We start from the raw sequence: 22,500 nt of genomic DNA, 5'->3' as shown, positions 1-22,500 counted from the left end.
TCAACCCAACACGTGCTCGACCAGCGCGCGCAGCTTCGGCTCGGCCTGGCGACGGCTCGGGTAATACAGGAAAAAGCCCGCGAAACGCGGGCAGTACGGCTCCAGCAGTGACACCAGTTCACCGCGCTGCAGCCACGGCCGCCACGTCTCTTCCATGCCGATGGCGATGCCCGCGCCGGCCAGCGCCAGACGCACCATCACGCCCATGTCGTTGCTGGTGATTTCCGGCTGCACATCGACGCTGAACTCGCGGCCGCGTTCCTCGAATTCCCAGCGATACGGCGCCCTGCCCGGCGCACTGCGCCAGCCGATGCAGCGATGCTCGGCCAGGTCGCGCGGATGCGTCGGCAGCGTGTGTTGATCGCGGTACGACGGCGCGCACACCACCAGCTGCCGCTGCCGCGCCGATACGGGCACGGCAACCATGTCCTGGGCGATGACTTCGCCCAGGCGCACGCCCGCATCGAAGCCCGCGCCGACGATGTCGAACTCTTCATCGCTCACCGTGATGTCCAGCTGCAGTGCGGGGTGCTTTGCCGCGAAGCCGGCCAGCAACGGTCCGGCGAGGAAGGCTTCGGCGATGGACGAGACGGCGAGCCGCAGCTGCCCGGACACAGCAGCCTGGCGCCGTTGCGTGGCCTCCAGTGCGGTATCCAGTTCGGCCAGCGCCGGGCGCACCGACGCCAGCAGCGCCTGCCCGGCATCGGTCAGGTTGACGCTGCGGGTGGTGCGCAGGACCAGGGCGATGCCCAGCGCCTGTTCCAGCTTGCTGATCGTCTGGCTGACCGCGGACCGGGTCACGCCCAGCTGGTCGGCCGCGCCGGTAAAGCTGCGGCACTCGGCCACCCGCTGGAACACGGCAAGGGCGTTGAGATCAACGGACATTGGTTAGCATTTCTTAACAGGCTGATCGGCAATTGCCATCTTATCGCGACAACGCGATCGATTTACCGTGGCGACTCCGGGTCCAGAACGACCCTTTCCATCCGATCAGGAGTCCTGCCATGAGCGTTTCCCGAACCATTCTCATCACCGGCGCGTCCAGCGGCATCGGCGCCGGCATCGCCCGCACACTGGCCCAGCCGGGTGCACGCCTGGTGCTCGGCGCGCGCCGCGTGGACCGCCTGCAGGCACTGGCCGACGAACTGCGCGAGCAAGGTGCGCAGGTGCTGGTGCAGGCGCTGGACGTGTCCCAGCGCGCGCAGGTCGAGGCCTTCGCCGCCGCCGCGCTGGCGGAATTCGGCAGCATTGACGTGATCGTCAACAACGCCGGCGTCATGCCGCTCTCGCCGATGGCCTCGCTGAAGGTGGATGAGTGGGACCGGATGATCGACGTCAATATCCGCGGCGTGCTGCACGGCATCGCCGCCGTGCTGCCGCACATGCAGGCGCGCGGCCAGGGGCAGATCATCAACATCGCCTCGATTGGCGCTTTGTCGGTGGTGCCGACGGCAGCGGTGTACTGCGCGACCAAATACGCGGTGCGTGCGATTTCCGAGGGCCTGCGCCAGGAGCACCGCGAGCTGCGGGTGACCTGCATCCATCCGGGCGTGGTGGAAAGCGAGCTGGCCGACACCATTACTGATCCGGTCGCGGCGGAAGCGATGGTGCAGTACCGCGCCATCGCATTGCAGCCCGATGCGATTGGCCGCGCGGTGCGGTTTGCGATCGAGCAGCCGGGCGATGTGGATGTGAACGAAATCGTGGTGCGGCCGACGGCGGCGGGGTGATGCGTAGAGTCGAGCTTGCTCGACTGCCTCTTGTAGAGTCGAGCCGATGCTCGACTCAGTGAAAAAGCAGCCGAGCATGGGCTCGGCTCTAGAGCAGGGGCCGGAGCTCGCGTGGTCATGCAGCGGTGGATGCCACGGCGTGCCGAGCAACGCACGGGCCCCACAAAAATGCCGCCTGCAAGGGCGGCATTTTCGTTCCGGCCGAAGGCCGGACCGGCTCAAGCAATAACGCTGCGCGTTATTGCTTCAACGGAATCACGCGGATTTCCACGCGGCGGTTCTGCGCGCGGCCGGCGTCGGTGCTGTTGTCGGCAATCGGGTAAGCCTTGCCCGCACCCAGGGTTTCAATACGCACCTGCTGCACGCCCTGGCCCACCAGATACTGCGCCACCGAATCGGCACGCTCCTTGGAGAGACGGTTGTTCACCGCATCGCTGCCGATGCTGTCGGTATGGCCGACCACTTCGATCATGGTCTGGTTGTATTCGTTCAGCGTGCTGGCAACGCCGTTGAGCGAGCTGTAGAACTGCGGCTTCAGCGCCGACTTGCCGAAATCGAAGGTGATGCCATCGGGCAGGTTCAGGGTGATGTTGTCGCCCTGGCGCTGTACGTCGATACCGGTATTGGCGGTGCGCTCACGCAGCGCGCGCTCCTGGCGGTCCTGGTAGTTGCCGATGGCCGCGCCGCTGAGCGCGCCGATGCCCGCACCAATCAGCGCATGCTGGCGGCGTTCGGTGGCGCTGTTGCCGGTCAGCAGGCCGGCCGCCACGCCCACGGCGGTGCCGATCAGTGCGCCACGACCGGTGCGGTTCTGCTGCTCGGTCGGATTGCCGTACTGATCGCTCTGCACGTAGGAGCCGCCGGTGGCGCACGCACTCAGCGCGGCGGCAGTCATCAGGGCCAGTGCGACGTTGCGGGTGGTGTTGCGGATCATGGGTGGTCTCCTTGGATGCCGGCCGATGCGGCGTGCGAACGCTGAGGAGGATATACACGCCAGTGCGATGCCGGGATGATGAATGTGAAGGCCGGACGTGCTGCATTCAGCTTTCTGACCCGGCCTTCATGCGGCGCCTTTACGCCCCGCCCGTACTCCGGTAAGCGGCCAATGCGGCGTCACGGCCGGCGGCCAGATCCACCAACGGCGTGCGCGGGTAAGCCGGCGCTTTCTCGGCCAGCAGTTGCGGATGCTGCCACGGCGCAAAGCGTGCCTTCACCGGCAGCGCTGCCAGCTCCGGTACCCAACGGCTGATGTAGCGCGCCTGCGGATCGAACTTCTCGGCCTGGGTCACCGGGTTGAACACGCGGAAGTACGGCGCCGCATCGGCACCGGTGCCGGCCACCCATTGCCAGCCCATCGTGTTGTTGGCCAGGTCGGCATCGACCAGGGTGTCCCAGAACCAGCGTGCGCCGTGCAGCCAATGCGCGCGCAGGTGCTTGCACAGGTAGCTGGCCACGATCATGCGCACCCTGTTGTGCATGTAGCCGGTGTGCCAGAGTTCGCGCAGACCGGCATCGACGATCGGCACGCCGGTGTTGCCGCGCTGCCAGTCGTGCAGCTGCGCGCTGCTTGGATTGGCCCACGGGAAGCGGTCGAAACGCGGATTGAGATTGTCGGTGGGCGTTTTCGGGAAGTGGTGCAGCAGGTGGTAGGCGAAGTCGCGCCAGCCCAACTGGCGCAGGTAGCCATCGATATCGGCGTCGGTGCCGGCGCTGCGCAGGGCTTCCAGCGCATGGGCGATGCGCCACGGTGCGATCTCACCGAAATGCAGGTGCGGCGACATGCGCGAGGTGCCCACCCGATCAGGCAGGTCACGCTGCTCGCGGTAGCCGCGCAGGGCGCCGTCTTCGAACACCGACAGCGCTTCCAACGCACCGGCTTCGCCCGGCTGCCAGTGCTCCCAGAAGCCGCTGTCCCAGTCCAGCGTGGGCGCCAGCTGCAGCGCATCCAGGGCAAGGCCGTGCACCGCGTGCGTCGGCAGGCGCTGCGGCGCGGCCTGCAATGCGGGCAGGCGCCAGTGGCTGAGCACGTTGCGCCAGTATGGGGTGAACACCTTGTACGGCTGCCCCTGCTGGGTGGCGATATCCCACGGTTCGAACAGCAGGCTGCCATTGCAGCTCTGCGCATCGATGCCCTGCTCGCGCAGCGTGCGCTTGATGGCGGCATCGCGCGGCTGGGTGGCTGGTTCGTACTTGCGGTTCCAGTACACCGCTTCGGCGCCGGTCTCCTCGATCAGCGCCTGCAGTTCGGCCAGACTGTCGCCGGCGCGCACTACCAGCGCGGAACCGCGTGCACGCAGATCGGCACCCAGCGCCGCCAGAGAGCGGTGGCGCCAGGCATCGGACGCGGCACCCGGCATCCACTCGCCCTCTTCGTGGGGCGCATGGATGTAGACCGGCACCACGTCATGGCCGGCATCGAGTGCGGCCTGCAGGGCCGGATTGTCCAGCAGCCGCAGATCGCGGCGGAACCATACCAACGCTACCGACACGTGCATCGCCTTCGTTCTGAGTGCCGCACATGATAGCCAGCGACAGTGAAGGCCGTGCGCGCGGCGCGGTCTGCTAGGCTGGTCCGCCCGCCAGTGGAGCCCCCATGCAAGATCTACGTGACCGGTTCGCCGTGTTTGGGCCGTTGCAGGCGCAGGATGAAAACGATTGGCAGGGACCGTTCCCGCTGCCGGCAGTGGTGGCCCGCTTCTACGCGCAGGTCGGGCCCTTGGGGCACGAAATCAATGCCAAGGTTGGCCATGCGGGCATCACCCTCCCCGGCCTCGAGGTCTGGATTCCGCCCTTGCGGCGCCTGTGGAGCCACCAGGCCGGTTATCGCTGGCATGGCATCAGCGGCGAGCCGATCAACGACTGGCCCTCGAACTGGCTGGTGATTGCCGACCATGGCGCCGATCCCTTCATGCTGGACATGGACGATGGCCGCATTCTGTTCGCCCAGCATGGGCGTGGGCACTGGGACGCCGATGTGTTCCTGGATGACCTGCCGACCCTGATGGCCGCGCTGGCCGCTGCCGGCACGGCGTACGCGGATGCCGGTGATGACCTGTACAGCGATGACGACGGCGGCGGCATCCGCGCCGAGCACGATGAAGCGGCGCTGCAGGCACTGGCCCAGGTGCTGGGCAGTCGGCTGGAAGCGGAGTGTGTGCTGGCGTCGCTGCGCGGCTGAGAGCCCGCCGCGTGGAGCATCACAGACCGCGGGCGCGCTGGCCATCCAAGGCGTGGGCGATCATCGCCCGCCGATAGACGGAAGCTGCCTGCTCGGCCAGTGCGCGATCGTCGTGCAACAGCAGGAAGCGCAGGAAACCGCGCTGCAGGCGTTCAGCATGCTCCAACCCCAGACCGCGGTCTGCGGCCGCATCCATCGCCTGCCAGTGGGCGCGGGCCACTTCCTGGATCATCGCCGGATCGTGCAGATCCACCGTGCCGTAGTCCTTCGAACGCGGACGCAGCGGCGCGGGGGCCGGCGCAGCCGGCGGCGGTTCGGGCACCGGTCCGGGTTGCCAGCGCCCACCGCGCAGCATGCGCTGCAGGCGCACCGGCACGGCCATCAACACTACCGCCAAGGGAAAGGGCAGCAGCAGCGCACCCGCGCCGGTGTACAGGATCACCTGCAGGCCATCCCCCAGGCCGGGGCGCAGCGCGGACAGCCCCTTGACCAGATACAGCAACAGCGCCAGCGCCATGACATGGAACCACGGATACAGCACGGCACGATTGAAGCAGCGCCGCCACAGGCGGGGCGCCGATAGATCCGATGGGTAACGGCTGTACATCAGCACACCCAACGCAAGCCAGCCGAACACGGCCGCGACGACCCACTTCGTGACCATTGCCACACCGCTCCCCTGCCCCAGCGGCGTAGTGCCGCGCCCGCGCAGCGTATCGGGTTGCCCGGGCGGGCGCCACGGCCTTGGCTCAGCGCCGGTTTCTGGCCTCGAAACGCTGCATCGACTCGTTGATCACCGCCCGTGCCTCGGCCGCGTTGCCCCAGCCATTGAGCTGCACCGGATTACGCCCGGCCGGCAGGTCCTTGTAGACACGGAAGAAGGCTTCGATGCGCTGCCGCTCGATCTCGGGCAGATCGGCCAGGTCGCGGATATGGGCGTAGCTGGGGTCCACCTTGTCGGTGGGCACGCCGATCACCTTCTCGTCGTGCTCACCGTTGTCGATCATCTTCAGGTAGCCGATCGGGCGGAAGCGCACGATCACGCCAGGATGCAGTGGCTCGCGGGTCAGCACCAGGGCGTCCAGCGGGTCGTTGTCACCGGCCAGGGTGCGCGGCATCGAGCCATAGTTGGCCGGATAGGCCACCGGCATCGACTGGAACCGGTCCACGTGGACCAGCCCGTCTTCCTTGATCTCGTACTTGGTGAAGCTGCCAGCAGGGATCTCCACTGCCAGGTTCACTTCCTGCGGGGCCTGCTTCGGCTGCGCGGCCAGGAACGGGTGAAGCACGGCTTCGGCAGCGGTGGCAGCACCTGCCACCAGCAGCACGGCCGCGGCAAGGGCGGCCACCGGCACGAAACGTCGGGATGCGATCATCGTTGGCTCCTCATTCCCAGCAGCGGTCGGCACGACCCTTGGCAGTCTGCGCACGCGGGCATGCACGCGGGGTGATGCGCCCCTGCTGCAGCTCCACCTTCTGCGTGCTGCCATCGGCCGCGCGGCGCAGTTCGAAGGCGTCGTACAGACGGCCGGTGACGGTGCGCGCTTCGTAGCGCAGGTGCTGCGGGTCGATGCGCAGCACCTGGAATAACTGCGTGTCCTCGGCGACCGGGTCCATGGTCTGCCTGGCCTCGTCCGACAGCCGGTACTGCTTCGGCCCGGCCACGGTCACCACATACTGCGGCGTAGCGGCCTGCCCTTCACCGCGGCGGCCGTAGGTGTGGTCGTGACCCTGCAGCACCAGATCCACTTTGTGGCGACGGATCACCGGCTGCAGCACCTTCTGCAGTGCGGCGTTCTGGCGGCCTTCGCGCGGTGAGTAGAACGGCTGGTGCAGCAGCACGATCGTCCACGCAGGCCGGTTGCCGCTCAGCACGCGGTCCAGCCACTGCGCCTGCGCCTGTGCGGTGCCCAGATCGAGCGCCGAGGTGCCATCGAGCACCACCACACGCACGTCCTGCACGTCGAACCAGTAGGTACTGGTATCGGCCGCTGCCACACCGTTGCCCGGCAGCGCGAAGGTCACCCGCCAATGGCGACCCAGCACGCGGCGTTCCTGCGGCGTATCTTCGAATTCCTCGAAGTATTCGTGGTTGCCGATCGCCGGCGCCACCAGCGTTTCCTGCGCCAGCCAACCAGTGGCGGCGAACCATTCGCCCCACTCGGTATCGTCGGCGCCGTCGCCACCACTCACCAGGTCGCCGGCGAACAGGCTGACCCGCGCATCCGGCGCGGCCTTCTGCGCGGCGCGCACCACGCGACTGACATGGCTGAGGTTTTTGTTCTGGGTGTCACCAAAGTACAGCAGGGTCAGCGGCTGGCCGGGAACACCCGCGGTGCGCAACTGGTTCCAGGCGCTCCAGCCGCCGTTGCCCTGCACGCGGTAGACGTACAGCGTGTCCGGCTGCAGCCCGTCCACCTGTACACGGTGGTGGTGGGACAGGCCGTTCTCGCTCTGCAGCGTCTGCGTGTTCGCACGCAGCTGGCGCACGCCCTCGATGGCCGGCGAATCGCCGGCCACGGCCACTTCCAGCAGCGGCGACTGCACGCTGCCGTCGGTACGCCAGGCCACCGCGAACGCGTGCGCCGGATCGGCCGAAGGCGAGGCAACGATGCGGTCCGGCAGCGGCGTGGCCGCGTAATGGCGGCTGCCCTGCGGAACCTGGGTATTGGGCTCGGCTGCCGCGCCCGCCAGCAGCGGTGCGGCCAACAGCAGGGCGACAGTCAGCACGCGCATGCAACGGCCGCTCATGCGCCACACTCCAGCGGCAGCGAAAGCTGCTTGGCGATGGCCTGCCAATCGAAAGCGACGACGCCCTGGTCGTCATGCACCGCATACAACGCGCCATGCGGGAAGCGCGGCGTGGGCTGCTGCATCATCCAGATGCCGTCGGTGTTGGCCACCGTATTGCCCTGGAACGCGCCCACCGGCTTCAAGGTGTGCCGGTCGAACAGATGGAACACACTGCGCTGCTTGCCCTGTTCGGTGGTGATCCACCAACCGTCCTTGCCGCAGGTCCGCAGCATCACGCCTTCGGCCTGCGCCTTGAACACATCGCGGCCGAAGGTGGTGCCGGTGAAGCGACCGGCCAGGGTGTAGACCTTGAACTCGCTGGCGTAGCTTTCATCCTCTTCGGCAATCAGCAGGCGATCGTTGGCCGGGTCACCCCAGATCGATTCGACCACCCGCAGTGCACCGGCTTCGCTGGTGTCGCCGATACTGGCCGCCAGCGTGGCTTCAAGCTTGGCGCCATCGCGGGTCACGCGGTACTGGCGCACGCGCTTGTCCAGCTCGGGCAGGGGCGGCAGGATGTCCTTGCCCGCTGCGTCCTCGCCGTTGTCCCAGGAATCGGTGACGTACACGCTGTACCCATCGGCCCGCTTGTCCACCCACAGGCCATAGGGCTTGCGCAGATCCTGCGCGCCGAACACCGCCAGCGGGGTGAAATCGGGCAGCGAGAGCACCTGCACGCGGTGGTTGTCACGCTCCACGATCCACAGCAGGTCGTCGGTCACCGAGATGCCATTGGGGCGGTCGAACTGACCCAGCGCCGTGCCGCTGCTGCCCACGTCACGCAGGTGCTTGCCGCTGCTGCCATCGTAGACCACCAGCTTGTCGGTGGCCTTGGCCGTGGCGATCAGCCAGGTCGCACCATCCGGCGCCTGCCAGCTGGCCGGCGAATCGATGTTGTCGGCCGGGGTCATCGGGGTCAGGAACGCTTCAGCAAGGGTCGCCACCGCACGCGGCGTATCTGCCGCTGGCGTCGCCGCAGCGGAATCGGCCTCGGCAGGCGCCCCCGTCGGCGTGCAGCCCACCGCCAGCGCTGCCACCAGCGCGGCTGCCAGCAGGTTGATCCGGCGCGCCATCACAGGGCCACCTTCAGGCCAACGGCGTAGGTGCGACCATACTCTTCCAGCTGCAGGGTGCGCGAGCGGGTGCCCTGGTACAGCTCCAGCGGCTTGTCCAGCAGGTTCTGCGCTTCGAAGTACATGCTGATGCGCGGGGTGAACCTGTAGTCCAGCGAGAAGTCCAGCTGGGTGTTGGGTGCCACGTAGATATCGAACGCGCGGCCCTTGCCGATGCTGTCCAGGTACTCACTGCGATACACCGCGGCCAAGCGCGTGCTGAGGCCGTACTTCTCATACCCGATGTGGGCGCTGTACACGTGCCTGGATGCGCGCGGCAGCATGAAGTCCTCACCGGCACGGTCCGCAATGCCGGCATCGAATTCGGTGTCCAGCCAGGTTCCGCTGGCACCGACCAGCAGGCCATCCAGCGCGCCCGGCAGGAACGACAGCTGCTGCTGCCAGTTCAGTTCGGCGCCGCGCACGGTGGCCTTGCGGCCGTTGATCGGCTGGGTCACGTCGAAGCCACCGTAGGCCGGATCATTGGTGCGCACGGTTTCCACGATGTAGCCGTCGATGGACTTGTGGAACAGGCCGAGCGAGACGATGCCGGTGGTGCCGAGGTATTTCTCCACCGACAGATCGATGTTCTTCGACTCGTACGGATCCAGTTCCGGGTTGCCCAGGCGCACTTCTTCATCGCCCCGGCTGTACCCCACGCGCGGCGAGACATCGCCGAACGACGGGCGCGCGATGGTCTTGTTGGCCGAGGCACGCAGCACCCAGTCGTCGGCCGCGTCGTAGCGCAGGTGCAGGCCCGGCAGCACGTTGGTGTAGCTGCTGTTGGCCACGCGCGGGGTAACCGTGAAGCTGCGCCCGTTGGCCGCCACGTCCACCTGGTTGCCGGTCGCCTCGAAGCGCGTGCTTTCCACGCGCACGCCACCGATGACGCGCAGCGCGCCGATATCCCAGGTGCCCGTCGCATAGCTGGCAAAGATGTCTTCGCTGGCCACGTAATCTTCTTCCAGCGAGGTCATCGCATTGCCGCCGACATCCTGCGGACGGGCACTGTACAGGCCGCTGTTGGCCACCCAGTAGGCGCGCATCGCATCCGAATCCATGCCCTGGCCCGTGGTGACGTGGCGATGATCGGGCGAACCGCTGGTCCAGCTCGACAGGGCGACCTTCGGGCCGACGCGCAGTTCGCGCTCGTCGACATTCACGTCGCGGTCGCGCCAGCGGCCCAGCAGGCCGAACTTGATGCTGCTGCTGTCACCGTCGAAGCGCACGTTCACCTGCGCGCTGTGCTCCTTGTCGTTCACCTGCTTGGGCGACAGCACGAAGCGATCGAACGCGTAGTTGCCGTTGTCCAGCCACTGCGGGTTGTCGAAGGTGTAGGTCGGCAGGCGGCTGCGCTGGTCGAGGGTGCCGTTGAAATCGTCGCCGTCCAGGCTGAAACGCGCTTCCATTTCATCGTTCACCCGCTCTTCGGTGCGGGTGTAGCCGACCCTGTAATCGACCACGGCGTTGGTGAAGGTGTTCTCGCCGCCCAGGCTGGCGGCGAAGGTGTTTTCTTCCTTGGTGCGGTAGCGCATGCGCTTGTCGATCGCATCGCCAGGCATGTCGTCCAGGCGGTACTGGTCGGTGCCGGTGCGGACCATGTCGGCATCGTCGAAGTTGAAGATCACCCGCTGGCGGGTCTCGGCATCGTCGAACTGGCTGTACAGGGTGCGCAGGTAGTACTTGCTGTATTCGTTGGGGCGCCAGTCCAGGTTGAGGTTGGCGCCGATGCGCTTGCGCTCGATCTCGTACTTGCGGTGCTGCAGGTTGATTGCGGTGACATCGCCAGGTGCGGCATCGTCCTCGCCGTCGTACTCCACTTCGCTGTTGTCCGACTCGAAGGTGCGCTTCTGGTAGTTCACGCCCAGTGCCACGCCGAAGGTATCGGCGAACACTTCGCTGTAGTTGAAGGCCGCCTTTGGGCTGGTTTCGCCGGACAACTGCTGGTGGCTGGCTTCGATCTTGCCGCGCAGGCTGCGGCCATCGCGGTCGAACGCCGATGCCGACTCGACCAGCACCGCGCCACCGATGGCATCACCGGGCATGTCCGGGGTGGGCGACTTGACCACGCGCAGGCGTTCGGTCGAATCGGACGGAATCACGTCCAGCGGTGCAGCGCGGCTGGAATCCTCCGGCGTGCCCACGGCAATGCCATCCACGCTGACGCTGTTGAGGTTGGCATCCAGGCCGCGGATGACCACGAAGCGGCCCTCGCCCTGGTCGCGGGTCACGCTGATGCCGGGCAGGCGTTGCAGCGATTCGGCCACGTTCTTGTCCGGGTACTGGCCCAGCGCATCGGACGAAACGGCATCTTCGATGGCGTTGCTGCTGCGCTTCAGATCGACCGCGCGAACCTGCGATTCCAGCTGGGCACGCACTTCGATACGGTCCAGGTCGACCGCATCGGCGGCAACCGCGCCGGCACCGATCACTGCCTGCTGCCCGGCAGCGTGCAGCGGCGCTGCAGCCCCCATCGCCAGGGTCAGGGTGATGGCCATGGCCAGCGGAGTCTTGATAATCACGTTGGAGCCCCATTCCTGTTAAGAATGGGTCTGCACGGTATGTCTGCAAAGTTGCACGGTCGTGACATGTGCGCGCCGACAGCAGCGGCCGCCGTTTGGGTTCCGACCGCCCTTGCGGCAAAATGGAGGCCTCTCCCAGACCCCCTTCCCGACCATGAAGATCGTCGAAGTGCGCCACCCGCTGGTGCAGCACAAGATCGGCCTGATGCGCAACGCTGCGCTCAGCACCAAGGATTTCCGCGAGCTTGCCAACGAGCTCGGCACGCTGCTGGCCTACGAGGCCACCGCCGACCTGGAGACCGAACCGCACACCCTGCCCGGCTGGGCCGGCCCGGTCACCGTGCAGCGCATCGCTGGCGCCAAGATCACGGTGGTGCCAATCCTGCGCGCCGGCCTGGGCATGCTCAGTGGCGTGCTGTCGCTCATCCCGGCCGCCCGTGTGAGCGTGGTCGGCCTGCAGCGCGACGAAGAAACCCTGCAGCCGGTGCCCTATTTCGAGCGCCTGACCGGCCGCTTGGAAGAGCGCGATGCGCTGATCCTGGACCCGATGCTGGCCACCGGCGGCACCCTGATCGCCACCATCGACATGCTCAAGCGTGCCGGCGCCCGCCGCATCAAGGGCATTTTCCTGGTCGCCGCGCCGGAAGGCATCGAGGCAGTAAAGGCCGCGCATCCGGACGTGGAAATCTACACCGCCGCGATCGACGCCCATCTCAATGACAAGGGCTACATCCTGCCCGGCCTGGGCGACGCCGGCGACCGCATTTTCGGTACCCGCGTCGTTTGACCGGCCCAGGGGTCGGATCCCTTTTGCAGAAAGGGCTCTGACCCCGGTACTCAGCCCAGCGCGCGGGCCTTCAGTTCACCCTGCTCGTGCAGGGTCACGAAACGACCTTTCTCATCGCGCCCCAGCTGGGCCAGCGCCACCTGCGGGTCGTGGGTGAAGAACAGATGCACGTTGCGCGCCAGCTTGTCTTCCAGGAACTGGCGCTTCTCGTCGATCAGCAGTTCGGCATTGCGGTCGTACCCCATGGTGATCGGAACGTGCACCCAGGAGCGCCCGGGAATCAGATCGGCGCAGAACACCACGCCGCCGTGCGGCGCCTGGTCGGCGTGCGCGTGCCCGACAATCTCGGCCAGCATCAGCCCCGGGGTGTGGCCGTCGCTGTAGCTGAAGCGCACGCTGCGGCCCAGCACCTGCGAATACTCGCCCTCCACCACTTCCAGCCGACCACTGGCCTGCAGCAGCGCGGGCAGTTCGGCGATGAAGCTGGCCCGATCGCGCGGATGCGGCTGCAAGGCCCGTTGCCAGTGCTGCGCACCGACCACGAAGGTGGCATTGGGGAACAGCAGTTCCGGGCCACGGCCTTCGGTCCACGGCGCCAGCAGACCCCCTGCATGGTCGAAATGCAGGTGGCTGAGCACCACCACGTCGATATCTTCGTGCTCGAATCCGGCCTCGCGCAGCGAATCAATCAGCACGTGCCGGCTTTCCTGCACGCCGTAGCGCTCGCGCATACGCGGGTCGAAAAAGGCGCCGATACCCGTTTCAAACAGCACCGTCTTGCCTTCCAGCGGGCTGGCCAGCAGCGCACGGCAGGCCAGCTCGATGCGATTGAGCTCGTCCGGGGCCGCCCATTTTTCCCACAACGCGCGCGGCGCGTTGCCGAACATCGCCCCGCCATCCAGGCGCTGCGAGTTTCCACGAATCGACCATAGTTTCATGCGGCAATTATCTAGGTCCCCCTGTTAAATAATCGCTAGCCGGAAAATGCAGAACCCCGCCGGATGGCGGGGTTCGCGGAATCTGCTTTCGCCGGGCGTGGCCCGGCGCTACCCGCGCTTCAACGTGCCGGTACGACTTGGGCACTGCCCACCGGGTTGCGCGGATCGCTGCCGCCGAACAGTTTGTTCGCCTTGCGATCCCATTCCACGGTCTGCAGGTTGCCCCAGACGTGGCTGGAGCCGCGACCACCGGCCGCAACGTCGCCCGGCAGGTCGATCTTGTGGCCCATGGCCTGCAGCTGCTTCACGGTCCCGGCGTCGAACGCATCGCTCTCGGCCTCGATCAGGTCCGGCAGCCACTGGTGGTGGTAGCGCGGCAGCGCGGCAACCTGCTGCGCGTCCAGGCCTGCGTCATAGCCCAGGATGCCCAGCAGCACCATGGTGATGATGCGGCTGCCACCGGGCGTACCGAGCACGACCACTTTGTCGCTGTTTTCCATGAAGGTGGGTGTCATCGAGCTGAGCATGCGCTTGCCCGGCTTCGGAGCGTTGGCCGCATAGCCCATCACCCCGAACGCATTGGGGGTGCCCGGCTTCAGTGCGAAGTCGTCCATTTCATTGTTCAGCAGCACGCCGGTGCCCTTCGGAATCAGGCCCGAGCCGTACAGCAGGTTCACCGTCTGGGTGGCGCCCACGCGATTGCCATCGCGGTCGATGATCGAAAAATGGGTGGTTTCGTCATCTTCCAGCGGCGTCGGGTTGCCCGACAGCAGGTCGCTGGGGGTGGCCTTTTCCGGGTGGATGGTGGCGCGCAGGCCCTGGGCGTAGTCCTTGCTGGTCAGCACCTTCTGCGGAATCTGCACGAAATCCGGATCACCCAGGAAGAACGTGCGGTCACGATAGGCACGGCGCATGGCCTCCACCACCAGGTGGGTGCGGTGCGCCGGGTCCATCTGCTTGATGTCCCAGCCTTCCAGGATCTGCAGCATGCTGGCCAGGGCGATGCCACCGGACGACGGCGGCGGCGCGGTGGTGATCTTCCAGCCGTTGTAGTCGAACACGATCGGCTCGCGCAGCTTGACCTGGTAGCCGGCCAGCTCATCGGCGGTCCACTTGCCACCGGCCTGCTTCACCCCTTCCAGCAGCAGCTTGCCGGTCTGGCCCTTGTAGAAGCCATCACGACCGCCGGCCGCCAGGCGTTCCAGGGTCTGTGCCAGTTCGGGCTGCTTGAACAGATCGCCGGTGGCGATCGGCTTGCCATTGCGCAGGTAGACCTCGCGCGTGCCGGGGAAGCGCTCCATCACCTCACGGCGCGAGGCGTAGCCCTTGGCCATGCGCTCGTACACGGGGAAACCTTCGCGTGCGATGCGGATGGCCGGCTGCAGCGAGGTGGCCAGCGGCAGCTTGCCATGCTTGGCCGACAGCTCGACCAGCGCGGCCGGCAGGCCCGGAATGCCGGCCGACCAAGGGCCGTTGACCGAGCGGTCGCGGTCCAGGTTGCCCTGCTTGTCCAGGAATGCCTGCGGCGTGGCCGCGGTCGGCGCCGTCTCGCGCGCGTCCAGCATCACGTCCTTGCCGGTGGCCGCATCGTGCAGCAGGAAGAAGCCGCCACCGCCGAGGCCGGAGCTGATCGGTTCAACCACCGCCAGCGTGGACGACACCGCCACGGCCGCGTCGAAGGCGTTGCCGCCCTGGGCCAGGATATCGATGCCGGCCTGGGTGGCCAGCGCGTGACCACTGGCCACGGCAACCCCGTCGGGGCGCTCTGCGCGGGCCGGGGTCTGGGCAGGGCCAGCAGCCCACGCCTGGGGGCCCAGCAGCAGGCCAAGCAGCAACAAGGGGCGGACGATCAGCTTCATTCGGATGGGGGCTCCGCGTAGAGTTCGGGATGATCGTGCTGCAGCTGGCGCAGCTTGGCCAGCAGCTGGACTTCCGTTTCCACGATATCCGGGTCCGGATCGATGCATTCGACCGGGCAGACGACCACGCACTGCGGTTCGTCGAAATGACCCACGCATTCGGTGCAGCGCGCAGGGTCGATCAAGTAGATGGTTTCACCCATCGAAATGGCCTGGTTCGGGCAGGCCGGCTCGCAGACGTCACAGTTGACGCAGAGCTCATTGATTTTCAGCGACATGGCGATACTCCTCGCCCGCGCCTTGGGACAAGGACCGCCCCGCGCGGGCGCGCGGAACGGTCAGGTCATCAGCGGCACCCCTGGCAGGATGCCGCCCGGGCCACGCCGCAGCGTGGCCGCCACGGCTCGGTCTTACTTGGCTTCGACGAAAATGTACTCGGCGCCGGTCGGCTGCACGGCTGCCTGCACGCGGGCGTTGTCGGCCGACTGGCCGATGAACACCACGCGCACGCCCTTCATGGAATCGGGGGACACGTCCTTGAACACGGTCTGGATCATGTCAGCCATCTTGCCCGAGGCCGACGAACCGAAGGCCAGCATGTTGCCCGGCTGCACGCCACGGGCCACGGCCTGGGTCGCGCTTTCGGTCTGGCGCTCGTACTTGGCCTGGAAGTCCGGGTCCGATTCCGGCGAGAGGTAGTACAGGAACGGGCTGTTGGTGATGTTGCCCATGTTCTGGATCGCCACTTCCTGCAGGTACTTCTTCCAGCCTGCATCGTCTTCCTTGGCCGGGGCGACCAGGGCCTGCTTGGCGTCTTCGACCGGAGCGGCCTCTTCCTTCTTGCAGGCGGTGAAGGCCAGGGCAAACGAAGCGATCAGCATCGCGCGCATGGTGGTGTTCATGGGTTTCCTCCCGAGTGGTGCGTGTGGTTTACGTAATGGGGGTGCTTGGTACTACTGGCCCTGCCGCGCGGGCAGGATTTACGACTGTGCTGCCTTCGCTTCGCGGACCTTGCGCAGCGCTTCAAGCACGGCGGCCGGCACGAAGCCGGACACATCACCGCCCAGACGCGCGATCTCGCGGACCAGCGAGGACGAAATGAAGCTGTGCTGCTCGGCCGGGGTCAGGAACAGGGTCTCGACTTCCGGGATCAGGTGGCGATTCATGCTGGCCATCTGGAATTCGTATTCGAAGTCGGACACCGCGCGCAGGCCGCGCAGCAGCACCCCGCCCTGGACCGAACGTACGAAATGGGCCAGCAGGGTATCGAAACCGATGACCTCGACATTGCCGTGGTGGCCCAGGGCGCCCCGGGCCAGCTGCACACGCTGCTCCAGCGGCAGCGCCGGGCCCTTGGACGGGCTCTGCGCCACGCCCACCACGACCTTTTCGAACAACGGCGCGGCCCGGCTCACCAGATCGATGTGACCATTGGTGATGGGGTCGAACGTGCCAGGGTAGACGGCGATGCGGCGGTTGGCCACGGTCATGGGCGGTAACAGATGTTCAGATGAGGTCAAAGTGTAGCAGTGGCGCGCCGGTACAGGGCAAAGCGCACCTCGCGGGTGCCGCCCTCGCGGTGCAGCAGCCATTCCGGCGGCAGCACGGGCTCGTAGCCCGCCGGGGATTCCAGGTACAGCCAGGCATCGGCGGCGAGGTGGCGCGGCAGCTGGGCCAGCACGTCCTGCCACAGGCCGTCGGCGAACGGCGGATCGATGAACACCAGCGTGGCCTGCTGGGCTGGCGCACCCTGCAGCCAGCGCAGGGCATCGGCCTGGACCACGGTGACCTGGTCGGCGGCCTGCAGCTTGGCCACCGCGGCCGACAGGTTGCGGGCGAGCTGGGCATCGCGCTCGACCAGGGTGGCGTGGGCGGCACCGCGCGAAACAGCTTCCAGGCCCAGCGCGCCGCTGCCGGCGAACAGGTCCAGTACACGGGCGCCCGCCAGCCTGGGCATCAGCCAGTTGAACAGGGTTTCGCGCACGCGGTCGCTGCTGGGCCGCAGCCCCGGCAGGGTCGGCACCGGCAGGCGGGTATTGCGCCAGCGCCCGCCGATGATGCGGACCTGGCCGTCATTGCCCCCACGGCCGCTCACCGGCGCTCCCGCAGGGGGTTGTTCGAGAAATTCAGCATGGAGGGGATTGTAGTTCGGCCGGGCTTTGCCCGGCACCCGTTGAAGCAACGGCAACGGCCGAATCAACGTCAAAAGCGGGTGCGCTGGGGATGGCGAGGTGCGGAACGGCATCGGGGTCGGATCCCGTTGCTCCGCAACGGGCTCTGACCCGAGATTTGCATAGGTAATTGACAGAGTTCATCCACGCATGGCGTGGATCTACCGTGTCGACCAAGGTCGACACCTACCAACAGCCGCGGCGGACTGTCAGAGGTGGGGCGGTGTCGGAGTGCGGGGTGTCCGCGGCAAGGATGCCGCGGCCAAGCCTACAGGGACGTACTTGCGGCGTCCCCGCACTCCGACACCGCCCCGCCATCCCACGGGAATCCCGCTGTTGACGTTGACGTTGACGTTGATTCGGCGGGTGCAGGGCGCAGCCCTGCCCGACCAACCCCTTGATTTCGGGACAATCAGCCATACCCCTTGGCGAGGCCGCACGCGCTGGCGCGGCATTGCACACGGAGCCCTATCGATGACCGAGACCCACCAGACCGAAACCCTTGGCTTCCAGACCGAGGTCAAGCAGCTGCTGCAGCTGATGATCCACTCGCTGTACTCCAACAAGGAAATCTTCCTGCGCGAGCTGGTCTCCAATGCCGCCGACGCCGCCGACAAGCTGCGTTTCGAGGCCCTGACCCAGCCGGCGCTGCTGGAAGGTGACAGCGAGCTGCGCGTGCGCGTCAGCTTCGACGCCGCCGCCCACACCATCACCATCGACGACAACGGCATCGGCATGAGCCGCGCCGAAGCCATCGCCCACTTGGGCACGATCGCAAAATCCGGCACCGGCGATTTCCTGCGCCAGCTGTCCGGCGACCAGAAAAAGGACTCGCAGCTGATCGGCCAGTTCGGCGTCGGCTTCTACAGCGCCTTCATCGTTGCCGACGAAGTGGAAGTGACCTCGCGCCGCGCCGGCTTGGCCGCCGGCGAAGGCGTGCGCTGGACCTCGAGAGGCGAAGGCGATTTCGAAGTCGCCACCGTCGACAAGGCCGAGCGCGGTACCCGCATCGTGCTGCACCTGAAGGACGGCGAGCACGACTTCGCCGACGGCTGGCGCCTGCGCAGCATCCTGAAGAAATACTCCGATCACATCGGCCTGCCGATCCAGATGCCGAAGGAAGGCGACGACGCCGCCGGCGAGTGGGAGACCGTCAACCGTGCCAGCGCGCTGTGGACCCGCCCGCGCACCGAGATCAGCGACGCCGAGTACACCGAGTTCTACAAGCACGTGGCGCACGACCACAGCGATCCGCTGGCGTGGAGCCACAACAAGGTCGAAGGCAAGCTGGAATACACCTCGCTGCTGTACGTGCCCGGCCGCGCGCCGTTCGACCTGTACCACCGCGACGCGCCCAAGGGCCTGAAGCTGTACGTGCAGCGCGTGTTCGTGATGGACCAGGCCGAGCAGTTCCTGCCGCTGTACCTGCGCTTCATCAAGGGCGTGGTCGATTCCAACGATCTCTCGCTGAACGTGTCGCGCGAAATCCTGCAGTCCGGCCCGGTCATCGATTCGATGAAGGCCGCGCTGACCAAGCGCTCGCTGGACATGCTGGACAAGCTGGCCACCGACAAGCCCGAGCAGTACGCCAGCTTCTGGAAGGAATTCGGCCAGGTGCTGAAGGAAGGCCCGGCCGAGGACTACAACAACCGCGAGAAGGTGGCCGGGCTGCTGCGCTTCGCCTCCACCCATGGCGAGGCCGATGCGCAGAGCGTGTCGCTGGCCGATTACATCGGCCGCATGGCCGAGGGCCAGGACAAGATCTACTACCTGACCGGCGAGAGCTACAGCCAGGTGCGCAACAGCCCGCACCTGGAAGTGTTCCGCAAGAAGGGCGTGGAAGTGCTGCTGCTGACCGACCGTATCGACGAGTGGCTGATGGGCTACCTGATCGATTTCGACGGCAAGGGCTTCGTCGACATCGCCCGTGGCGATCTGGATCTGGGCGCGCTGGAAAGCGAGGCGGACAAGCAGGAACAGGAGGCGGCCGCCAAGGACAAGCAGGCGCTGGTCGAACGCTTGAAGACGGTGCTGGGCGACGACGTGGCCGAAGTGCGGGTGTCGCACCGCCTGACCGATTCACCGGCGGTGCTGGCGATCGGCGAACAGGACCTGGGCCTGCAGATGCGCCAGATCCTGGAAGCGAGCGGGCAGAAGGTGCCCGACAGTAAGCCGGTGCTGGAAATCAACCCGGGCCACCCGCTGATCGCCAAGCTCAATGCCGAAGCCGATGGCGCCCGCTTCGATGACCTTGGCCGGGTGCTGTTCGACCAGGCCGCGCTGGCCGCCGGTGACAGCCTGAAGGACCCGGGCGCCTATGTGGCGCGCCTGAACAAGCTGTTGCTGGAGCTGTCGGCCTGACCGAAACGGTTGCGCCGGGCAGGGCCCGGCGCAACCCCGCTTTGGTAGGTGCCAACCTTGGTTGGCACATCAAGGGCGTGTCAACCAAGGTTGACACCTACCGGGGCCAGTCAGTTCAGGCGTTCCGGTCCAACAGCGTTCCCAGCATCTGGTCCTGGCGGCGCACCAGCGCGGCATTGGCAGCGAAAGCCACCACCTCGGTTTTCGCCGCCAGCAGGTCGCCCAGCGGCGCGCTGGCATCCGGCGCTGCGGTGGCGACAGACGCCTCCACCCCAGCCTGCTCCACGGCGCTGCGCTGCACCTGCAGCCGCTGTGCATCCGGGGTCGCCAGGTTGGCCACGTTGTGTGCGGCCACCTGCACGCCCTGCTGGGCGGCGCGCATGCCGGAAAGAGCGGTTCCCATCACGCTGTTCATGTTTGCCTCCGGGCCGCCCAACGCAGCCCTCCGTACCCGTTAGCGGCCGGTCGGCCGCAACCTTCAGTCCACATCGGGCCGACAGGCCCGAGTGGTAGCATATCCCCCTGATTTCAGCGCCTTTTGCCAATGCTCAGTTTTTTCCGCCGCAAGAAGCCCCAGGACGCCGCCGCTCCGGACGCGCCCAAGACCCAGCACTACTCGGCTGAAGAGCTGGCGGCGGCGTTCCCGTCTGCCGCGCCGGCCGAGCAAGCCCCCAGCGCTGCGGTAGCCGAGCCCGCGCCGGCTGCCCCGGCACCGGTACAGTCCCCCGTTGCCGAAGCGCCGCCGCTGCAGGCCGACGAGCCGGTGGTCGTGACCGAAGACGTGCAGGCCGAAGCGCTCGCCGCGGCCGCCGTGCTGGCCCCGCTGGCCCCGGTCGTTCCCGCCGAGGAGCCGCCCGCGCCCGCAGCCGACCTGCCTGCCCTGGTGGACGCCCCGCCGGCCCCGGCCGGCAAGCCGGGCTGGCGCGAGCGCCTGCGCAACAGCGTCATCGCGCGCAGCTTCGGCGGCCTGTTCTCACGCAACCCCAAGCTCGACGACGACCTGCTGGACGAGCTGGAAACCGCGCTGATCACCGCCGACGTCGGCGTGGGCGCCACCACCGATCTGGTGGAAGGCCTGCGCAAGCGCATGAAATCGCGCGAATTCGCCGATGCCAATGCCCTGCTGGCCGCGCTGCGCAGCGAACTGATCGCGATCCTGCAGCCGGTGGCCCAGCCGCTGGTGATCGATCGCAATGCCAAGCCGTTCGTGGTGCTCACCGTCGGCGTCAACGGGGTCGGCAAGACCACCACCATCGGCAAGCTGGCCAAGCGCTTCAAGGACGATGGGCACAGCCTGATGCTGGCCGCCGGCGATACCTTCCGTGCCGCCGCCGTGGCCCAGCTGCAGGCCTGGGGCGAGCGCAACGGTGTGGCCGTGGTCGCCCAGGGCCAGAACGCCGACGCCGCTTCGGTGGCCTACGACGCCCTGCAGGCCGGCAAGGCCCGTGGCACCTCGGTGCTGATTGCCGACACCGCTGGCCGCCTGCATACCCAGTCCGGCCTGATGAACGAACTGGGCAAGATCCGCCGCGTGCTCGGCAAGATCGATGAAACCGCCCCGCACGAAGTGCTGATGGTGATCGACGGCACCACCGGCCAGAACGCACTCTCGCAGCTGCGCCAGTTCAATGCTGCGGTGAAGGTGACCGGCCTGGTGGTGACCAAGCTGGATGGCACCGCCAAGGGCGGCGTGGTGTTTGCGCTGGCCCGTGAGTTCGGCATTCCGATCCGCTTTGCCGGCATCGGTGAACGTCCGGAAGACCTGCGCGTGTTCGATCCGGAAGCCTTTGTCGACGCCCTGCTGCCTGAAGCACTGGGCGGCTGATACACCGCGCAGCCACGCATGGCGTGGCTCTGCTGCCCCGCGCGCGACGCCTTGGTAGAGCCACCCCACGGGTGGCTGCCTTTCCCCGGAACACACATGCCCCGCCAGCCGCACGCCAGCGCCGACACTGCCCAGGACGACCGCTTCGTCGCCCGCCTGCTGCGCTGGTTCGATGACCACGGCCGCCACGACCTGCCCTGGCAGCACCCGCGCAGCCCCTACCGGGTCTGGCTGTCGGAGATCATGCTGCAGCAGACCCAGGTGGCCACGGTCATCCCGTATTTCCACCGCTTCCTGCAGCACTTCCCGACCCTGCCCGACCTGGCCGCCGCCAGCAACGATGCGGTGATGGCGCAGTGGGCCGGGCTGGGCTACTACGCCCGTGCGCGCAACCTGCACGCGGCCGCCAAGCGCTGCGTGGCGCTGCACGACAGCGAACTGCCGCGCGACTTCGAGGCGCTGCACGCGTTGCCCGGCATCGGCCGCAGCACCGCTGGCGCGATCCTCAGCCAGGCCTGGAACGACCGGTTCGCGATCCTCGATGGCAATGTCAAACGCGTGCTCAGCCGCTACCACGGCATCGAGGGCTTCCCCGGCCTGCCGGCGATCGAGAAGCAGTTGTGGGCACTGGCCGAAGGTCATGTTGCGCAGGTGCCCGAGGGGCGCATGGCCGATTACACCCAGGCGCAGATGGATCTGGGCGCGACGGTCTGCAGCCGGGCCAAACCGGCCTGCGTGATCTGCCCGCTGCAGGACGACTGCGCGGCCCGCCGCGAAGGTCGTACTGCCGAACTGCCCACCGCCAAGCCCAGCAAGACCCTGCCCGAGCGCGAGGCAGTGGCCCTGCTGCTGCGCGATGCACGGCAACGCGTACTGCTGCAGAAGCGGCCGGACACCGGCATCTGGGCCCAGTTGTGGACCCTGCCCCAGGCCGATGCCGGCAGTGACCTGCAGGACTGGTTCGACGCCAACGTGGACGGCTCACTGGAAGATGCCGAAGCGCTGCCGCTGCTGCAGCACACCTTCAGCCATTACAGACTGCACCTGCAGGTATTGTCACGGCAGGTATCCGGCCTGCGCGTGGAGGAGCCCACGCTGCGCTGGGTCGCGGCCGATGAACTGCCCGCGCTGGGCCTGCCCGCGCCGATCCGCAAGCTGCTGGAAGGCATCGGCCCCAAGGTGCCGAAACGAAAGACCCCGAAAACCCGCAACCACGAGTAACCA

General features: G+C 67.2%; 21 protein-coding genes. 6 read left to right on the top strand and 15 right to left on the bottom strand.

Annotated elements, in window-relative coordinates; genetic code table 11:
* Positions 1-885 (bottom strand): LysR family transcriptional regulator, encoded by an 885-nt coding sequence (locus tag RTY46_RS12460; RefSeq protein WP_312708715.1) that lies wholly within the window; start codon positions 883-885, stop codon positions 1-3.
* A gap of 119 nt (positions 886-1,004) precedes the next feature.
* On the opposite strand from RTY46_RS12460, the gene RTY46_RS12455 reads away from it, so the two are divergent.
* Positions 1,005-1,730, top strand: coding sequence for an SDR family oxidoreductase (locus RTY46_RS12455; protein ID WP_312708714.1), 726 nt, complete (start codon positions 1,005-1,007; stop codon positions 1,728-1,730).
* Positions 1,731-1,968: 238 nt separating this feature from the next.
* Here the strand turns inward: RTY46_RS12455 and RTY46_RS12450 are convergent, their stop codons facing one another.
* The gene (locus RTY46_RS12450; protein WP_108749307.1) at positions 1,969-2,664 is read right to left on the bottom strand and encodes an OmpA family protein; all 696 of its coding nucleotides are present in this window, start codon (positions 2,662-2,664) and stop codon (positions 1,969-1,971) included.
* Positions 2,665-2,803: 139 nt separating this feature from the next.
* Positions 2,804-4,219 carry a deoxyribodipyrimidine photo-lyase gene (locus tag RTY46_RS12445; RefSeq protein WP_312708712.1) on the bottom strand — a complete coding sequence of 472 codons (1,416 nt, stop codon included), beginning with the start codon at positions 4,217-4,219 and terminating at the stop codon, positions 2,804-2,806.
* Between the two features lie 104 nt (positions 4,220-4,323).
* On the opposite strand from RTY46_RS12445, the gene RTY46_RS12440 reads away from it, so the two are divergent.
* Complete coding sequence (locus RTY46_RS12440; RefSeq protein WP_312708711.1) at positions 4,324-4,908, top strand: hypothetical protein; 585 nt, start codon at positions 4,324-4,326, stop codon at positions 4,906-4,908.
* Positions 4,909-4,927: 19 nt separating this feature from the next.
* On the opposite strand, the gene RTY46_RS12435 is transcribed toward RTY46_RS12440, so the two are convergent.
* From RTY46_RS12435 to RTY46_RS12415, 5 genes are all read right to left on the bottom strand, one after another.
* The gene (locus RTY46_RS12435) at positions 4,928-5,572 is read right to left on the bottom strand and encodes a hypothetical protein (RefSeq protein WP_312708710.1); all 645 of its coding nucleotides are present in this window, start codon (positions 5,570-5,572) and stop codon (positions 4,928-4,930) included.
* A gap of 85 nt (positions 5,573-5,657) precedes the next feature.
* On the bottom strand, positions 5,658-6,284 hold the full coding sequence (locus RTY46_RS12430) for an inorganic diphosphatase (protein WP_312708709.1): 627 nt from the start codon (positions 6,282-6,284) through the stop codon (positions 5,658-5,660).
* Positions 6,285-6,294: 10 nt separating this feature from the next.
* On the bottom strand, positions 6,295-7,644 hold the full coding sequence (locus tag RTY46_RS12425) for a metallophosphoesterase family protein (RefSeq protein ID WP_312708752.1): 1,350 nt from the start codon (positions 7,642-7,644) through the stop codon (positions 6,295-6,297).
* Between the two features lie 11 nt (positions 7,645-7,655).
* The gene (locus RTY46_RS12420) at positions 7,656-8,774 is read right to left on the bottom strand and encodes a phytase (protein WP_312708707.1); all 1,119 of its coding nucleotides are present in this window, start codon (positions 8,772-8,774) and stop codon (positions 7,656-7,658) included.
* Entirely contained in the window at positions 8,774-11,335 is a 2,562-nt protein-coding gene (locus tag RTY46_RS12415) for a TonB-dependent receptor (protein ID WP_312708706.1), read from the bottom strand. The genes RTY46_RS12420 and RTY46_RS12415 overlap by 1 nt, the downstream gene beginning before the upstream one ends.
* A gap of 154 nt (positions 11,336-11,489) precedes the next feature.
* Here RTY46_RS12415 and upp point away from each other — a divergent pair, with 154 nt between their 5' ends.
* Positions 11,490-12,122: a uracil phosphoribosyltransferase gene (gene upp, locus RTY46_RS12410; RefSeq protein ID WP_312708705.1), complete on the top strand. Its 633-nt coding sequence runs from the start codon at positions 11,490-11,492 to the stop codon at positions 12,120-12,122.
* Between the two features lie 50 nt (positions 12,123-12,172).
* On the opposite strand, the gene RTY46_RS12405 is transcribed toward upp, so the two are convergent.
* The 6 genes from RTY46_RS12405 to rsmD all read right to left on the bottom strand — a co-directional run bounded on the left by RTY46_RS12405 (position 12,173) and on the right by rsmD (position 17,014).
* Positions 12,173-13,060 carry an MBL fold metallo-hydrolase gene (locus RTY46_RS12405; RefSeq protein ID WP_108752801.1) on the bottom strand — a complete coding sequence of 296 codons (888 nt, stop codon included), beginning with the start codon at positions 13,058-13,060 and terminating at the stop codon, positions 12,173-12,175.
* Between the two features lie 119 nt (positions 13,061-13,179).
* Positions 13,180-14,919 (bottom strand): gamma-glutamyltransferase, encoded by a 1,740-nt coding sequence (gene ggt, locus RTY46_RS12400; protein WP_312708704.1) that lies wholly within the window; start codon positions 14,917-14,919, stop codon positions 13,180-13,182.
* The gene (locus tag RTY46_RS12395) at positions 14,916-15,197 is read right to left on the bottom strand and encodes a YfhL family 4Fe-4S dicluster ferredoxin (protein WP_312708702.1); all 282 of its coding nucleotides are present in this window, start codon (positions 15,195-15,197) and stop codon (positions 14,916-14,918) included. Before RTY46_RS12395 ends, ggt begins: the two co-directional genes overlap by 4 nt.
* Positions 15,198-15,329: 132 nt before the next feature.
* On the bottom strand, positions 15,330-15,821 hold the full coding sequence (locus RTY46_RS12390; RefSeq protein WP_116864860.1) for a hypothetical protein: 492 nt from the start codon (positions 15,819-15,821) through the stop codon (positions 15,330-15,332).
* Between the two features lie 78 nt (positions 15,822-15,899).
* A complete protein-coding gene (coaD, locus tag RTY46_RS12385; RefSeq protein ID WP_005409091.1) occupies positions 15,900-16,409 on the bottom strand; it encodes a pantetheine-phosphate adenylyltransferase in 510 nt (169 codons plus the stop codon).
* A 26-nt stretch (positions 16,410-16,435) separates the two neighbouring features.
* Positions 16,436-17,014, bottom strand: a complete 579-nt coding sequence (rsmD, locus tag RTY46_RS12380; protein ID WP_312708700.1) for a 16S rRNA (guanine(966)-N(2))-methyltransferase RsmD — start codon at positions 17,012-17,014, stop codon at positions 16,436-16,438.
* Between the two features lie 550 nt (positions 17,015-17,564).
* On the opposite strand from rsmD, the gene htpG reads away from it, so the two are divergent.
* The gene (gene htpG / locus RTY46_RS12375; RefSeq protein ID WP_312708699.1) at positions 17,565-19,451 is read left to right on the top strand and encodes a molecular chaperone HtpG; all 1,887 of its coding nucleotides are present in this window, start codon (positions 17,565-17,567) and stop codon (positions 19,449-19,451) included.
* 115 nt (positions 19,452-19,566) lie between these two features.
* Here htpG and RTY46_RS12370 read toward each other — a convergent pair whose 3' ends face one another.
* Positions 19,567-19,866 carry a flagellar basal body protein gene (locus RTY46_RS12370; protein WP_312708698.1) on the bottom strand — a complete coding sequence of 100 codons (300 nt, stop codon included), beginning with the start codon at positions 19,864-19,866 and terminating at the stop codon, positions 19,567-19,569.
* A gap of 129 nt (positions 19,867-19,995) precedes the next feature.
* On the opposite strand from RTY46_RS12370, the gene ftsY reads away from it, so the two are divergent.
* Together ftsY and mutY are read left to right on the top strand one after the other, a co-directional pair.
* Positions 19,996-21,276, top strand: a complete 1,281-nt coding sequence (ftsY, locus tag RTY46_RS12365; protein ID WP_312708697.1) for a signal recognition particle-docking protein FtsY — start codon at positions 19,996-19,998, stop codon at positions 21,274-21,276.
* Positions 21,277-21,372: 96 nt separating this feature from the next.
* A complete protein-coding gene (mutY, locus tag RTY46_RS12360) occupies positions 21,373-22,497 on the top strand; it encodes an A/G-specific adenine glycosylase (RefSeq protein WP_312708696.1) in 1,125 nt (374 codons plus the stop codon).
* Positions 22,498-22,500 lie beyond the last annotated feature (3 nt).

This window comes from Stenotrophomonas sp., assembly GCF_032056425.1.
Classification (GTDB): domain Bacteria; phylum Pseudomonadota; class Gammaproteobacteria; order Xanthomonadales; family Xanthomonadaceae; genus Stenotrophomonas.
This window is presented reverse-complemented; position numbering and strand designations above follow the sequence as displayed.